General features: G+C 37.7%; 12 protein-coding genes. All 12 read right to left on the bottom strand.

Annotation, left to right across the window (positions count from 1 at the left end):
- Positions 1-256 precede the first annotated feature (256 nt).
- Positions 257-4558: a PolC-type DNA polymerase III gene (locus tag PQF83_RS15925; protein ID WP_000059980.1), complete on the bottom strand. Its 4302-nt coding sequence runs from the start codon at positions 4556-4558 to the stop codon at positions 257-259.
- Positions 4559-4682: 124 nt separating this feature from the next.
- Complete coding sequence (locus PQF83_RS15920) at positions 4683-6383, bottom strand: proline--tRNA ligase (protein WP_000814314.1); 1701 nt, start codon at positions 6381-6383, stop codon at positions 4683-4685.
- A gap of 109 nt (positions 6384-6492) precedes the next feature.
- Positions 6493-7749 carry an RIP metalloprotease RseP gene (rseP, locus tag PQF83_RS15915; RefSeq protein WP_001090249.1) on the bottom strand — a complete coding sequence of 419 codons (1257 nt, stop codon included), beginning with the start codon at positions 7747-7749 and terminating at the stop codon, positions 6493-6495.
- Positions 7750-7765: 16 nt separating this feature from the next.
- Entirely contained in the window at positions 7766-8908 is a 1143-nt protein-coding gene (gene dxr / locus PQF83_RS15910; protein ID WP_000790366.1) for a 1-deoxy-D-xylulose-5-phosphate reductoisomerase, read from the bottom strand.
- A 23-nt stretch (positions 8909-8931) separates the two neighbouring features.
- Positions 8932-9723 carry a phosphatidate cytidylyltransferase gene (cdsA, locus tag PQF83_RS15905; RefSeq protein ID WP_000813584.1) on the bottom strand — a complete coding sequence of 264 codons (792 nt, stop codon included), beginning with the start codon at positions 9721-9723 and terminating at the stop codon, positions 8932-8934.
- Positions 9724-9740: 17 nt separating this feature from the next.
- The gene (gene uppS, locus PQF83_RS15900) at positions 9741-10517 is read right to left on the bottom strand and encodes an isoprenyl transferase (protein WP_000971301.1); all 777 of its coding nucleotides are present in this window, start codon (positions 10515-10517) and stop codon (positions 9741-9743) included.
- A gap of 85 nt (positions 10518-10602) precedes the next feature.
- Entirely contained in the window at positions 10603-11160 is a 558-nt protein-coding gene (frr, locus tag PQF83_RS15895; protein ID WP_000531500.1) for a ribosome recycling factor, read from the bottom strand.
- Between the two features lie 2 nt (positions 11161-11162).
- Positions 11163-11885 carry a UMP kinase gene (gene pyrH / locus PQF83_RS15890; RefSeq protein ID WP_000042663.1) on the bottom strand — a complete coding sequence of 241 codons (723 nt, stop codon included), beginning with the start codon at positions 11883-11885 and terminating at the stop codon, positions 11163-11165.
- 66 nt (positions 11886-11951) lie between these two features.
- On the bottom strand, positions 11952-12839 hold the full coding sequence (tsf, locus tag PQF83_RS15885; protein WP_001018580.1) for a translation elongation factor Ts: 888 nt from the start codon (positions 12837-12839) through the stop codon (positions 11952-11954).
- A 103-nt stretch (positions 12840-12942) separates the two neighbouring features.
- Positions 12943-13644, bottom strand: coding sequence for a 30S ribosomal protein S2 (rpsB, locus tag PQF83_RS15880; RefSeq protein WP_000111483.1), 702 nt, complete (start codon positions 13642-13644; stop codon positions 12943-12945).
- Positions 13645-13993: 349 nt separating this feature from the next.
- Positions 13994-14773 (bottom strand): GTP-sensing pleiotropic transcriptional regulator CodY, encoded by a 780-nt coding sequence (codY, locus tag PQF83_RS15875; RefSeq protein ID WP_000421288.1) that lies wholly within the window; start codon positions 14771-14773, stop codon positions 13994-13996.
- Between the two features lie 77 nt (positions 14774-14850).
- On the bottom strand, positions 14851-16242 hold the full coding sequence (gene hslU, locus PQF83_RS15870) for an ATP-dependent protease ATPase subunit HslU (protein WP_000550081.1): 1392 nt from the start codon (positions 16240-16242) through the stop codon (positions 14851-14853).
- Positions 16243-16257: the final 15 nt, after the last annotated feature.

The following is a 16257-nucleotide window of genomic DNA, read 5'->3' as shown; positions in this document are numbered from 1 at the left end:
CTCGTTAGCTAACAAAAGCCCCTGCCGTTAAGCAGGGAATATCTGTCTTAGTATTACCAAATTTAAGAAGTAAAACTTGTAACAAAATATGTATATACGACAGAAATTTCTTACCTCTCCACATCAATAAAATGTAGATAGTAACACGAAAGAGTGGGTTTCCCCACTCTTCTTTTCACACAATATACATGACATGGTTATCTCGGTTAATAGTATACCATACCAAATGTTGATTTGCAAAGACTTTTCCTACCTATCAGAACAGCGATAACTGGTTTTGATCCGGCAAATCACCTAAACAACCTTGACTATCTAAATACTCAATAATTGTTTTCGAAACCTTACTACGCTGCTGCAAGTCTTCTTTTGATAAGAATTCTCCATTTTTGCGTGCTTCCACAATACTTAAAGCTGCGTTTGTACCAAGACCAGGCACCGCATTAAATGGAGGGATTAATGAGTCTCCATCAATAATAAAGTCTGTTGCATGTGAGCGATATAAATCCACCTTTTGGAATGAGTATCCACGCTCACACATTTCAAGTGTCATTTCTAGTACAGTCAATAAACTCTTCTCTTTCGGTGCTGCATCTAAACCTTTTTGCGCAATTTCATCAATTCTTGCACGTATAGATGCTGAACCTTTTGCCATCGCTTCTACGTCAAAGTCATCTGCACGAACCGTAAAGTATGCCGCATAGAATAAAAGCGCGAAATGTACTTTAAAGTATGCGATACGCACAGCCATAAGTACGTAAGCAGCCGCATGGGCTTTCGGGAACATGTACTTAATCTTCTTACATGAATCAATATACCAACCTGGTACATTATTACTTTTCATGTCCTCTTCCCATTCTTCTGGTACACCTTTACCTTTACGTACTGACTCCATGATTTTGAAGGCTAATGATGGGTCTAAACCTTGATAGATTAAATATACCATGATGTCATCACGACAACCGATAACTTCACTCAGCGTACATGTACCGTTATAAATTAACTCGTTTGCATTACCAAGCCATACGTCCGTACCATGTGATAATCCAGAAATTTGGACTAACTCTGAGAACGTCGTCGGTTTCGTCTCTTCTAACATCTGTCTTACGAATTTCGTACCAAACTCTGGTATACCAAGTGTACCTGTTTTACAGTTAATTTGTTCTTCCGTTACGCCTAACGATTCTGGCCCTGAGAAAATTTTCATTACTTCTGGATCGTCCGTTGGGATTGTTTTTGGATCAATACCACTTAAATCTTGTAACATACGAATAACTGTCGGATCATCGTGTCCTAGTATATCAAGCTTCAGTAAATTATCATGAATAGAGTGGAAGTCAAAGTGTGTTGTTCTCCACTCAGCACCTATTGAATCTGCTGGATACTGTATTGGTGAGAAATCAAAAATGTCCATATAATCTGGCACAACGATAATACCACCTGGATGCTGCCCTGTTGTACGTTTTACACCGGTACATCCTGCTACTAAGCGGTCAATTTCTGCATTTCGAATTGTTAAGTTATGATCATTTGCATAACCTTTTACATATCCATAAGCAGTTTTTTCCGCAACTGTACCAATCGTTCCTGCACGATATACATAATCTTCACCGAATAGTACTTTCGTATAGTTATGGGCACGTGGTTGGTATTCCCCGGAGAAATTCAAATCGATATCGGGTACCTTATCTCCTTTAAATCCAAGGAACGTTTCGAACGGAATGTCATGTCCATCTTTTACATATGGAATATTACAAGTTGGACATTCTTTATCTGGTAAGTCAAAACCAGAACCTACAGAACCATCATTAAAGAATTCTGATTGCTTACATTTCGGACATACATAGTGTGGTGGTAATGGATTTACTTCTGTAATTTCCATCATCGTTGCAACGAATGATGAACCTACCGATCCACGCGAACCTACTAGATATCCGTCTACTAACGATTTTTTCACAAGCTTATGTGAAATTAAATAAATTACGGCGAATCCATGCCCGATGATACTTTTTAATTCTTTTTCTAAACGCGCTTCTACAATTTCAGGTAACTCTTCACCATAAATGCTACGCGCCATTTTATAACTCATATCACGCGTTTCATCATCTGCACCTTCAATTTTCGGTGTATATAGATCATCTTTTACTGGATGAACATCACCAATTAATGATGCAATCTTTTGTGTATTCGTTACGACTATTTCTTTCGCTACGTCTTCACCTAAAAATGAGAAACACTCTAACATTTCATCCGTTGTACGGAAATGTACAGGTGGTAATGAATGTCGGTTTAACGGATTCGCTCCACCCTGTGAACTTACTAAAATTTTACGATACATTGCATCTTCTGGATTTAAGTAATGCACGTTTCCTGTAGCCACAACTGGTTTATCTAACGTCTCACCTAGTTTTACTAAGTTAGAAATAATTGTTTTTAATTGTCCCTCATCTCGAACGAGTTCACGCTCTACTAAATGACGTAACACTTCTGGTGGCATTACTTCAATGTAATCGTAGAACTGCGCAATTTCTTCTACCTCTTCAGGAGCTTTTTGCATCATCGCCTCAAACACTTCACCTTTATCACAAGCCGTTCCTACTAAAATACCTTCACGATACTTTTTTAATAGTGATCTTGGTACTCGTGGTACACGGTAAAAGTAATTTAAATGAGAATATGAAACAAGTTTATATAAATTTTTCAATCCAACATCCGATGTAGCAAGTAATGTCATATGACTTGGACGCCCGCGCTTATATGCATCCCCTTGTCCCATACTATCGTTTAATTGATCGTGATATTCAAAACCTTTTTCAATTACATCTTTTAACATTTTCACTAGTAAGTATCCCGTTGCTTCTGTATCATAAATCGCACGGTGATGCTGAGTTAATTCAATGTCCATCTTTTTACACAACGTATTTAAACGGTGATTTTTCATTTCTGGGAATAAGAATCGTGCAAGCTCTAACGTATCTATTACTGGATTTTTTGTTTTTTCTAAACCAGCTTTTTTAAATCCTACGTTAATAAAGCCCATATCGAAGCTTGCGTTATGAGCAACAAGTGTATGGTCGCCCATCCATTCTTCAAACTTTTTAAACACTTCGTCCACTTCTGGTGCGTCGGTTAACATATCATCTGTAATACCTGTTAATTCAATGATCGTTGCCGATAATGGTTGGTGCGGATTTGCAAAAGATTCAAAGCGGTCAATAATTTCGCCGCCTTTTACTTTTACAGCAGCTAACTCAATAACTGTATCATATACAGCTGATAAACCTGTCGTCTCAACGTCGAAAACAACATACGTTTCCTCTGCAAGTAAACGATGCGCTTCGTTATACGCTATTGGTACACCGTCATTCACTAAGTTTGCTTCCACACCATATATAACTTTAATTCCGGCTTTTTTCCCAGCTGAATATGCTTCTGGGAATGACTGTGCAACAGCATGGTCTGTAATGGCAATAGCCTCATGCCCCCATTTACCAGCTTGAGCAACAAGCTTAGAAACTGGAGTAACAGCATCCATTTGACTCATTGGCGTGTGAAGATGGAGCTCTACTCGTTTTTCGCCTTCTGGTGCTTTATCTTTACGAGACGGTCCTGTTATTTCATTAATATCATTTGCAATCATTACTAAATCTCGAACAAATGTATCATTTTGAACAGAACCACGAGCCTTCACCCACATTCCTTTTTTCAAGGATTGTAGCATTGGAATATCTTCTTTATCACGTGAGAACATTTTGATCATAATCGAATCTGTATAATCCGTTATTTTTAAAGTTAATAACGTACGTCCACTACGAAGCTCTTTCGTTTCCACATGGAAGACATATCCTTGAACTGTTTTTCTTCTTTCTTCATCTTGAATTTCTCGCATTGGTGTAATCTCTTCATCTGGCTTAATAAGATACCCGAGTGTGATCGGCCCTTCATGCACAACGCTGCTTTCTTCAGCTTGCTTCTTCGCCATTTCTTCCATAGCTTGTATAACACGCTCGCGGTCTTCTTGCTGCGTTTGCTCACGAAACTTTTGCATTTCTTCTGTATTTTGCTGTATATGTGTGTCTAACTGGAAACGCGGGAATCCAAAAGCCTCGTATTGATCCCCTACTGGTTTCGCAACGTTTTTCTTTAAAGCAGTAGATTCCAGCTCATTATTCACATTTATAAGTAACTTCACTCCATTGACCTGCGGAAGCTGCTTCTTTAAATAAGCAAACATAGGTGAAAATGTAATTCGTTCCGTACAAAGTGGCCAATACGCCCTCACTTCTTCTTCAGTAAATTGTTTGTTCTCTGTTTCTAATGCAAATGTTGTTCTTGCAATATGAGAAAATGATTGCTTAAGCTTTGTTTCTAGCAATTCATATAATTCTGTAGGCAAAATACGTGGCACTTGTAAATTAAAATGCCAACTTTTATTCGCTTTATCGATAACGAGCCTTTCAATACCACCGCCTTGTAAATATTGATTTATAAGGTCGTCTGGTATTTGCAACTGCTGGAGCAAAATTTGAAATCGCTCTTTTTGTTCATTTGTTAAAGACATAAGCACTCTCCTTCCATTTGCTATTATAAATTGAAACGTACTACAAAGAAAGATTTCTCCCTTCTTCTTTTACAAAATACGTTTACAAAGAAAGAGAAGGTACCTCATTACGAGGTACCTCTTCCTATTTTAAAATATTAGCAATATATGTTTGAAGTTCTTCTACTTTTACTTCTTCAGACTCACCTGTAGCACGTACTTTCACTTCTACAATACCTTCGTCTGCTTTTTTACCAACTGTCACGCGAACTGGAAGGCCGAATAAATCAGCATCAGCAAATTTAACACCTGCACGTTCTGCACGATCATCTAGTAATACTTCATATCCTTGCTCTTGTAATGAGTTGTAGATGTTTTCACCCATTTCACGTTGTGCATCAGACTTCATATTCACTGGAATTACATGCACATGGAACGGTGCAACAGCTTTTGGCCAAACTAAACCGTTCTCATCATTAAACTGCTCTGCAATTGCTGCCACTGTACGAGACACACCAATGCCGTAACAACCCATAATAAGTGGTTGTGTTTTTCCGTTTTCATCTAGGAATGTTGCGTTCATTGCTTCACTATAACGAGTTCCTAATTTAAATACATGACCAACTTCAATTCCGCGTGCGAAAAGAATTGTTCCGTTTCCGTCTGGAGATTGGTCTCCTTCTTGAATGAATCGTAAATCCGTATATTGACTTACTTTAAAGTCACGTTCTGGATTTACATTTACATAATGGAATCCTTCTTCGTTCGCTCCTGAACATCCGTTGACAATTGATGCTACAGCGTGATCAGCAATAATTTCGATATCACCTGTTACACCAATTGGACCTAATGAACCAACTTCACAATTTAATAATTCTTTTACTTCTTCATGAGAGGCAAGCTCAACAACGGAAGCACCGTATACATTTTTCACTTTTACATCGTTTACTTCATGATCACCACGAACAAGTACCACTACTAATTTCTCATCTACTTTAAATACCATAGACTTAATGCACTTTTCAGCTTCGATGTTTAAGAATGCAGATACTTCTTCAATTGCTTTTTGGTCTGGTGTTGCTACTTTTTCAAGCTCTTTTTCTGCTTCGTCACTCTTCGTATACGTAGCTACAACAGGAGCCATTTCGATGTTCGCTGCATAATCAGATGTATCAGAGTATGCAATTGTATCTTCACCAACATCAGATAATACCATAAATTCATGTGTATCTTTTCCACCCATTGCTCCAGAATCAGCAATAACCGCACGGAAATTCAAGCCACAACGAGCAAAGATGTTAGAGTATGCTTTGTATAAGCGATCGTACACTTCATCTAAGCTCTCTTGCGTAGCATGGAAAGAGTATGCATCTTTCATTAGAAACTCTCTTCCACGTAATAAACCGAAACGAGGTCTTTGTTCATCACGGAATTTTGTTTGAATTTGATATAATGTTAACGGTAATTTTTTATACGATTTCACTTCATCACGTACAAGATCCGTAATTACTTCTTCATGTGTCGCTCCTAATGCAAATTCACGAGCGTTACGATCTTTCATACGCATTAATTCAGATCCGTAAGAATACCAACGACCTGACTCTTGCCATAATTCTGCAGCTTGCATCGCTGGCATTAATAATTCTACAGCACCTGCGCGCTCCATTTCTTCTCGAACGATACGTTCTACTTTGTGTAGTACTTTTAATCCAAATGGTAGAAAACTATAAATACCAGAAGCATTTTGACGCATAAAACCTGCACGAAGTAATAACTGATGACTCTTAATCTCCGCATCAGCTGGAACTTCACGTAATGTAGGACTGAATACCATACTTTGTTTCATTTATTCGCACCTCTTCATTTTACTCTTACACGCAGGAAAACCCCTCACCTCGAGTTAGGTGAGGGATTTTATTCTACGAGCTCTATTTCATTATAAGTTTCACTTTATTTTACAAGAAAAACTTACGAATGTCATTCCAAGTTACAACTAACATAAGTAACATTAATAATGCAAAACCAATAAAGTGAACCATTCCTTCTTTTTGGCGATCAATTGGTTTCCCACGCAATGCCTCAATTAAGAAGAAGAACAAACGTCCACCGTCTAAAGCAGGAACTGGTAGTAAATTAAATAAACCAAGGTTAATACTTAAAACGGCTGCTAAATTTAATACACGCGTAAATCCATAATCTACCACTTGATCTGTAAGATTATAAATTCCTACTGGACCTGACAACTCATTAATAGAGAATTGACCCGTTACTAATTTCACAAGAGATTCAAAAATTAGTTTCGTCCAATAATATGTTTGTTCAAAACCTGATTTAATCGAACCCATTACTGTTTTCTCTACTGGAGTGTAAACACCAATTCTACCAATTTCTTCTTTACCTTCTTTATCAAGCGTTGGCGTTACTTTCACATTAAACTGTTCACTATCACGCTTTACTTGTAACGTAAGTTCTTTATTCGGGTTTTCACGTACAATGGTAACAACATCTTTCCATGTACTTGTGTTTTTCCCATCAATAGCTTGAATTGTATCATTTTCTTTTAATCCAGCTTGCTCTGCTGCACTATTCTCCATCACTTTTCCGACCATTGGTTTGTCAACAGGAACACCTTGTACAAATCCAAGAATCACAAAAATAACAAATGCTAAAATGAAGTTCATTGCAGGACCCGCAAAGATCGTTAAAGCACGTTGACCTAATTTCTTAGAGCCAAACTGTCTATTATACGGAGCAATTTGAATTTCTTCACCGGCAGTAATAATACGAGCCTTCTCATTCACTCGGAATGTTTGAAGCTCTTCCTCGTACTCTTCATAACCCGAAATTGTTAAATTATGCTCTAAATCAGATTGTTCGACTTCAATAACGCGAACATTTGGATACTTTTCATATCCATCAAAAACTAATTTTACAACTTCGTCTTTTTCGTTTAATACAAGGCCAACCTTTTTCCCTGGCTTTAACTCAACTGTATCTGCATCCTCGCCAGCCATTCTTACATAGCCGCCAAGGGGCAGTAATCGAATCGTATACACCGTTTCATTCTTTTCAAATGAGAATATTTTCGGACCAAAACCAATCGCAAACTCACGGCATAAAATACCTGCTCGTTTTGCGAAATATAGATGCCCTAGCTCATGGAAAAATACAAGTGCACCGAAAATTAATATAAAGGCAATCGCTGTATTCAATTCCATACCACCTTTGCTAAATTTGTTCCATCACAAACCGTCTTGTGGCTGCATCAATTTCCAGAATTTCCTCTAAGCTTGGACGTGCAATGACATTGTGATGGTTCATTGCTTTTTCAATGAGGTCTTCCACTGTTAAGAAACCAATTCTCTTTTGTAAAAAAGCTTCAACAGCTACTTCATTCGCTGCATTCATTACAGCTGGCATACTTCCACCTGTTTTTCCAGCTTCATACGCAAAGCGCAAGCAACGGAAACGTTCTTGATTCATTTTCTCAAAATGCAATGTACCCATTTCCCATAAATTTAACTGCTTTGTGTCTGAAAGAGGCAATCGATCAGGATATGTAAGTGCGTATTGAATTGGCACTCGCATATCAGGTGAGCCAAGCTGTGCCATCACACTACGATCTTCAAATTCAACCATAGAATGAATAATACTTTCTTTATGTAAAACAACATCGATTTGCTCATAAGGGATACCGAAAAGCCAATGTGCTTCAATTACTTCTAGCCCCTTATTCATCATTGTAGCAGAATCAATTGTAATTTTCGAACCCATTGACCAGTTTGGATGTCGAAGCGCATCTTCTACGGTCACATGATGCAATTCATCTCTTGTTTTATCACGGAAACTTCCACCAGAAGCCGTTATAATTAGTCGAGAAATTCTTTTTTCATTTTCACCATTCAAGCATTGAAAAATAGCTGAATGTTCACTGTCTACTGGAAGTAACGAAACATTATGTTTTCGCGCTGCTTCCATTACAAGATGCCCTGCAGTTACTAACGTTTCTTTGTTTGCAATTCCAATTGTTTTTTTCGCCTCAATTGCACGAAGTGTCGGTAACAACCCTACGCTACCTACAACAGCATTTACTACCATCTCCGCATCTGGATGTAATGCTACTTCTAAAAGTCCTTCACTACCATATACAATTTTTGTATTACCAGAGACAGCTTGTAATTTTAAAACATCTTCCTCTCTTTGCACAGAGACAATTTGCGGAGAAAATTCTTGAATGACCTTTACTGCGTAGTCAATATTTTTCCCTACAGAAAAAGCAACGAGACGGAATTGGTCTGGGTGCGAGCGTAATACATCTAAAGTTTGTGTACCAATTGATCCGCTTGCACCTAATAAACTAATGTTTTTCATGACTCCAACCCCTCGTTCATTTATTAATTGTATTGTAATAAGAAGTAGAGAATTGGTAAAACGAATAACCAACTATCTGTTCGATCTAATATACCACCATGTCCAGGTAAAATTGTACCTGAATCTTTTACGCCATAATGACGTTTAAATGCAGATTGTACTAAATCACCAATTTGTCCAAAAATAGAAATGATAATTGTCAGCACAATTAAAATTACTACATTCGATTCCACTGGGAAGAACATGTTGTAAACAAGCGCCACAATAATTCCACAAACGATGCCGCCTAATGAACCTTCAATCGTTTTATTTGGACTAATTTCTGGCCATAATTTTCTTTTTCCTAATGCTTTTCCTACGAAATATGCACCTGAATCAGTAGCCCATATAACAAATAATGCGCAAAACACATATTTAATTCCTAAAATTCTCGTTTCATTCAAATATAAGAATCCCATTGCAACATATGTTGTCGCCATTAGTAAAAATGAAGCATTATCAAAAGTAAATGTATTCTTAGAAAGGACTGTATATGATAAAAGTAATAGAACAATCACAAATGTGATTTCTAATTTACCTAATCCAATCCAAGTAAACAGTTCTGATGCACTACTTGGAATTAAAATAATCCATAATAATACTGCAGCTAAAACTGTTGGTACTGAAATAAGCGTAAGCTTATTCATACGAATTAATTCATATAAACCTATAGAAGCAAGTGCATACACTAAAACCGTAAAAGGCACGCCACCGTAAATTACGATGGGAATGAATAGCGCGGCAGCAACCACTCCAGTAATAATTCTCTGTTTCACTACCAAACCCTCTCTTTCTACACGCCTCCGAATCTGCGCCCTCTATGCTGAAAGTCTGTAATCGCATTTAGCAAATGTTCCTCGGTAAAATCTGGCCAATACACATCTGTAAACCAAAATTCCGAATATGCAATTTGCCATAACATGAAATTACTAATACGTAGCTCTCCGCTCGTACGGATTAACAATTCTGGGTCAGGTAAAGAACTCGTCATTAGGTAGGAAGAAAGCATTTCTTCGCTTACATCTTCAACACGAACTTTTCCTTCCTCACTATCTTTCATCATATGTTGCACAGCAGAAACGATTTCATCTCGACTTCCATAGTTTAACGCGAAATTCAGAATTAATCCCGTATTCTCTTTCGTCTCTTCCATGGCCTTCTCCATCGCTCTGCGTGTATGCGTAGGAAGACGATCTTGTTGCCCTATTACACGGACTTGTACGTTCTCTTCAATCAATTCTGGTAAAAATGTACCTAAAAATTCTTCTGGAAGCTTCATTAAATAATCAACTTCCTTTTTTGGTCTTTTCCAGTTCTCAGTTGAAAAAGCATAAAGAGTTAATACTTTCACATTAAGTTTGCTTGCAAATTTTGTGATTTTCTTTACAACTTGCATGCCTTCATGATGTCCCGCAATACGAGGCATCGCTCTCCTCTTTGCCCACCTTCCATTACCATCCATAATAATGGCAATATGTTCTGGGATGTATCCTTTTTTCACTTCTTCAACGAGATGATCAAACGATGTGTCCTTTTTACCTTTAAAAAAAGGAAAGTTTTTAAACATCATTCATACCCTCCAACAAGCAGACGTATGCCTAAAAGTGTAAAAAGACCCCCTTAAGAAGAGGGTCATATTTGCGAAAGTATCGCTATTACACTTCCATGATTTCTTTTTCTTTGTTTTTTGCGATTTCGTCAACTTTTGCAATATATTTATCTGTTTCTTTTTGGATATCTTCAGTATATCCTCTTAAATCGTCTTCTGTAATCTCGCCAGCTTTTTCAAGCTTCTTAAGATCATCGTTACCGTCACGACGTACGTTACGAACAGCAACTTTTGCTTCTTCAGCATATTTTTTCACAACTTTTACAAGATCACGACGACGCTCTTCTGTTAATGCAGGGAATGCAATACGAATTACAGTTCCATCATTAGAAGGGTTTAAGCCTAAATCTGCTTTTAAAATTGCTTTTTCGATATCACCGATAGAAGTTTTATCATACGGTTGAATTACAAGTAAACGTGCTTCTGGAACTGTAATGTTCGCTAATTGCACAACTGGTGTTGGTGCACCATAGTAATCAACTTGTACTTTATCTAATACAGACGCGTTTGCACGACCAGCGCGAACTGTTGCTAATTCGCGTGAATAAGCAGCAACCGCTTTTTCCATTTTTTCATTTGCAGACTTCAATACTTGTTGTCCCATATTTATTTCCCCCTTACAACTGTTCCGATATTTTCGCCTAACACGGCACGTTTAATATTCCCTTTTTCCATAACTGAGAATACAATTAATGGAATATCATTATCCATACATAGAGAAGAAGCTGTAGAATCCATTACACCTAAACCTTCTTTTAATACATCTAAGTAAGTAAGTGTTTCGTATTTCGTAGCTGTTGGGTCAATAGATGGATCTGCATTATATACGCCATCCACATTGTTTTTCGCCATTAAAATTACGTCAGCTTCAATTTCCGCTGCACGTAATGCTGCCGTTGTATCTGTAGAGAAGTATGGGTTACCAGTACCTGCTGCAAAGATAACAACACGTTTTTTCTCTAAGTGACGAACTGCTTTACGACGAATGTAAGGCTCTGCCACTTGACGCATTTCAATTGAAGTTTGTACGCGAGTTTGAATTCCGATGTTCTCCAAGCTATCTTGAAGAGCTAATGAATTCATAACTGTCGCTAACATGCCCATGTAATCCGCTCCTGCACGATCCATGCCCATCTCACTTCCAATTTTTCCACGCCAAATGTTACCGCCGCCAACAACAACAGCAACCTCTACATCTAGTTCTGCAATTTCTTTCACTTGTTCCGCAACTGACTTAATAACAGCTGGGTTGATTCCAAATCCTTGCTCGCCAGCTAAAGCTTCTCCACTCAGCTTTAAAACGACACGATTATATTTCGGTTTACTCATAATGAACCTCCAATTGCTTACATCTTTATTTTAAAAAAGGGAACACAATGTGTTCCCTAATCTGTATTAGTTACTACCTTTTACTTGGTTCATTACTTCTTCAGCAAAGTTGTCTTCGCGTTTTTCGATACCTTCACCAACAGCGTAGCGAACGAATCCTTTTAATGTTGCGCCTTTAGACTCAACGAATTGACGAACTTTCATATCAGGGTTTTTAACGAATGCTTGGTCAAGTAAGCAAATCTCTTCGAAGAATTTGCCTAGACGGCCTTCAACCATTTTTGCAACGATTTTTTCAGGCTTGCCTTCGTTTAATGCTTGTTGTGTTAATACTTGACGCTCATGCTCAACTTCTTCAGCTGTTACAGCATCACGATCGATGTATTTTGGGTTAACTGCAGCGATGTGCATTGCTACGTCTTTAGCAGCCGCTTCATCAGTAGAACCTTCAAGAACTGTTAGAACACCAATGCGTCCACCCATGTGTAGGTAAGCACCGAATGCATCTGCATCAGTTTTTGATACGATTTCGAAACGACGAAGTGTAAGCTTTTCACCAATTTTAGCGATTGCTTCGTTGATGTGCTCTTCAACTTTTTTACCGTTTTCCATTGTTTGAGCCATAGCTTCTTCAACGTTAGCAGGCTTCTTAGCTAATAGGTGAGCAGCTAATTCTTTAATTAATGTTTGGAAACCTTCGTTTTTCGCAACGAAATCAGTTTCAGAGTTTAATTCTAAGATTAAACCGTCGTTACCGTTTGTTTCGATGAAAGTTAAACCTTCAGCAGCGATGCGGTCTGCTTTTTTAGCAGCTTTCGCGATACCTTTTTCACGTAAGAAGTCAATTGCCTTCTCCATGTCGCCGTTAGTTTCTGTTAAAGCTTTTTTGCAGTCCATCATACCTGCGCCAGTTTTTTCACGTAATTCTTTTACCATTTGTGCAGTGATTGCCATACTTTTCATCCTCCTAAAATATGTATTTATACCTTTTATAAAGGTGTTTATACCTTAAAAAAGGTGATAAAAGGCCGAACCCCTTATCACCTTTCCAACTTTGTTACGCAGTAACAGTTTCTTCACCTTGTTTTGCTTCAAGGATCGCGTCTGCCATTTTAGATGTAAGAAGTTTTACAGCACGAATTGCATCATCGTTCGCTGGGATAACGTGATCGATTTCGTCTGGATCACAGTTTGTATCAACGATACCGATGATTGGAATGTGTAATTTGCGTGCTTCAGCAACTGCAATACGCTCTTTACGAGGGTCTACTACGAATAATGCACTTGGAAGACCTTTCATATCTTTAATACCGCCTAAGAATTTCTCAAGACGCTCTAACTCTTTTTTAAGTTGAACAACTTCTTTCTTAGGTAGTACTTCGAAAGTACCATCTTCTTGCATTCTTTCGATGTCTTTAAGACGCTTGATACGCTTTTGGATTGTTTGGAAGTTAGTTAAAGTTCCACCTAACCAACGTTGGTTAACGAAGTACATACCAGCACGAGTTGCTTCTTCTTTAATAGCTTCTTGTGCTTGTTTTTTAGTACCTACGAATAAGATGTCTCCGCCTTCAGCAGCGATGTCACGCATAACTTTGAAAGCTTCCTCAACTTTTTTCACAGTTTTTTGTAAGTCGATGATGTAGATACCGTTACGCTCTGTGAAAATGTAACGCTTCATTTTTGGGTTCCAACGACGAGTTTGATGTCCGAAATGAACACCAGCTTCAAGCAATTGCTTCATAGAAATTACTGACATAATATAGTTCCTCCTAAATGGTTTTTGATATCCTCCGTTTACTTCATCTCTAAGCGAAACTACAAACGTAGCACCAACACTTAAATCAGTAAACGTGTGTACTTTGTACTGACACCACTGCTTACTATATCATACTGAAATATTACAATCAAGTCGAAAATGCGAACAATGTAAAACTTTCTTTGTTCATACTCGAATTCTAGTATTACCAACCTACATTTCTTTTAAGCAAAAAAAGTGAAATGCAATTCATGGCCTTTCAAAAAAATGCGATTATGACGCTATGTACGAACAACATCAATCTGTTATACAAAAAACTCTCCTCAAAAAATGAGAAGAGTTTTATAAATTAGTTTGTTTTTAATTTAGCAAGTTCATGTAAGAATTTGTCGTTTAGTACTTTAATGTATGTTCCTTTCATACCTAAAGAACGCGACTCAATTACACCAGCACTTTCTAATTTACGAAGTGCATTTACGATTACCGAACGAGTGATTCCTACGCGGTCAGCAATTTTACTTGCAACAAGTAAACCTTCTGTTCCGTTTAATTCTTCGAAGATGTGCTCGATTGCTTCTAACTCACTGTAAGATAATGAGCTGATCGCCATTTGAACAACAGCTTTGCTACGTGCTTCTTCTTCAATTTCTTCTGCTTTTTCACGTAAAATTTCCATACCTACAACAGTTGAGCTGTACTCAGCAAGAATTAAATCATCATCTAAGAACTCTTGACCAAGACGAGCTAAAACTAATGTACCTAGACGCTCACCGCCACCAACGATCGGTACGATTGTAGTTAAGCCTTGACCAAATAATTCTTTATTTTCTACTGGGAATGCTGTGTAAGCACTGTTTACATCTAAGTTTGAAGATGTTTCTGTAATGTTGAATAAGCTTTGTGTATACTCTTCTGGGAATTGACGCTCTGCAAGCATTTGTTTCATACGCTCATTCTCGATTTGTTGGTGAATTGCATAACCTAGTAATTTACCACGACGGCTTACTACGAATACGTTCGCTTCGATTACTTCACACATTGTGTCAGACATTTCTCTAAAGTTTACAGGCTTTCCTGCTGCGCTCTGTAATAACGCATTTAATTTTCTTGTTTTTGCTAATAATTCCATTTCAAAAGTTCCTCCTACATGTTACTCACATATTTTTTCATCACTTGGAAACTAGGGCGAGTCACCTGATGACACTATTACAAAATAAACTGGCTCACATCTTTATTTTTAGCAATCGTTGCTAATTTTTCCTCAACGTATTGAGGCGTTATCGTTATTTTCTCTAACGTAATTTCAGATGCTTCAAACGATAAATCTTCAAGGAGCTTCTCCATAATCGTATGAAGTCTTCTTGCTCCAATATTATCTGTATCCTGATTAACTTGATAAGCAATCTCAGCAATCTTACGAATAGCTTCGTCTGAAAATTCAATTTCTATACCTTCAGTCGCTAATAAAGCAATATATTGTTTAATTAACGCATTATCAGGCTCGATTAATATTTTAACAAAATCATCCGTCGATAATTTTGTTAATTCTACTCGAATCGGAAATCTCCCTTGTAATTCCGGAATCAAATCTGACGGTTTAGACATATGAAACGCTCCAGCTGCAACGAATAAAATATAATCCGTTTTTACTGATCCGTATTTTGTCGCAACATTTGATCCTTCTACAATTGGTAAAATGTCACGTTGCACACCTTCACGTGATACATCTACACTATTCGACTGCTTACCAGCAATTTTGTCAATTTCATCGATAAAAATAATCCCGAGCTGTTCAGCACGATAAACAGCCTCTTGTGTAACTTCATCCATATCAATTAAGCGCTGTGCTTCCTCATTTGTCAAGACTTTTCTTGCTTCTTTTACAGAAAGTTTACGTTTTTTTGTTTTTTTCGGCATAAAACTTCCTAATGCATCTTGAAAATTCATCCCCATTTGTTCCATGCCAGTTCCTTGCAGCATATCGAACATGGAAGACTGTTGTTCAGTCACTTCAATCGATACAATTTCATCTTCAAGAAGTCCTGCAGCAAGCTTTCTTTCCACATCTTGACGTTTCTTTTCGATTTCAACATCTTCCTGTGAATCTGTTGTTTGGTTCGAATTTTGAGCGCCACCAAATAGCATTTCTAATGGGTTTTTAAATCCAGATTGCTTCTCCGGACTCGGCACTAAAATTTCAACAAGACGTTGGTTCGCTTGTTCTTCTGCTTTGTCTTGTACTTTTACTACCATTTCTTCTTTCACAATGCGAACTGACGTTTCCACAAGGTCACGTACCATCGATTCTACATCTCTACCTACATATCCAACTTCTGTAAATTTCGTAGCTTCAACCTTAATAAAAGGTGCTCCAACGAGTTTCGCCATTCGTCGTGCTACCTCTGTTTTACCAACACCTGTCGGTCCAATCATTAAAATATTTTTAGGTGCAATTTCATCACGTAGATTTTCAGCTAATTTACTTCGGCGGTATCGATTTCTTAAAGCTACAGCAACCGCTTTCTTCGCATCCTTTTGACCGATAATGTATTGATCTAATTTTTCCACAATTTGACGCGGAGTAAAATGTAAATGCATATAAAATGCCTCCCT

The organism is Bacillus sp. FF-1, from assembly GCF_028548245.1.
GTDB classification, from domain to species: Bacteria; Bacillota; Bacilli; order Bacillales; family Bacillaceae_G; genus Bacillus_A; species Bacillus_A paranthracis.
Note: the sequence above shows the minus strand (reverse complement) of the source record. Positions and strands in the feature narration are given on the sequence as shown.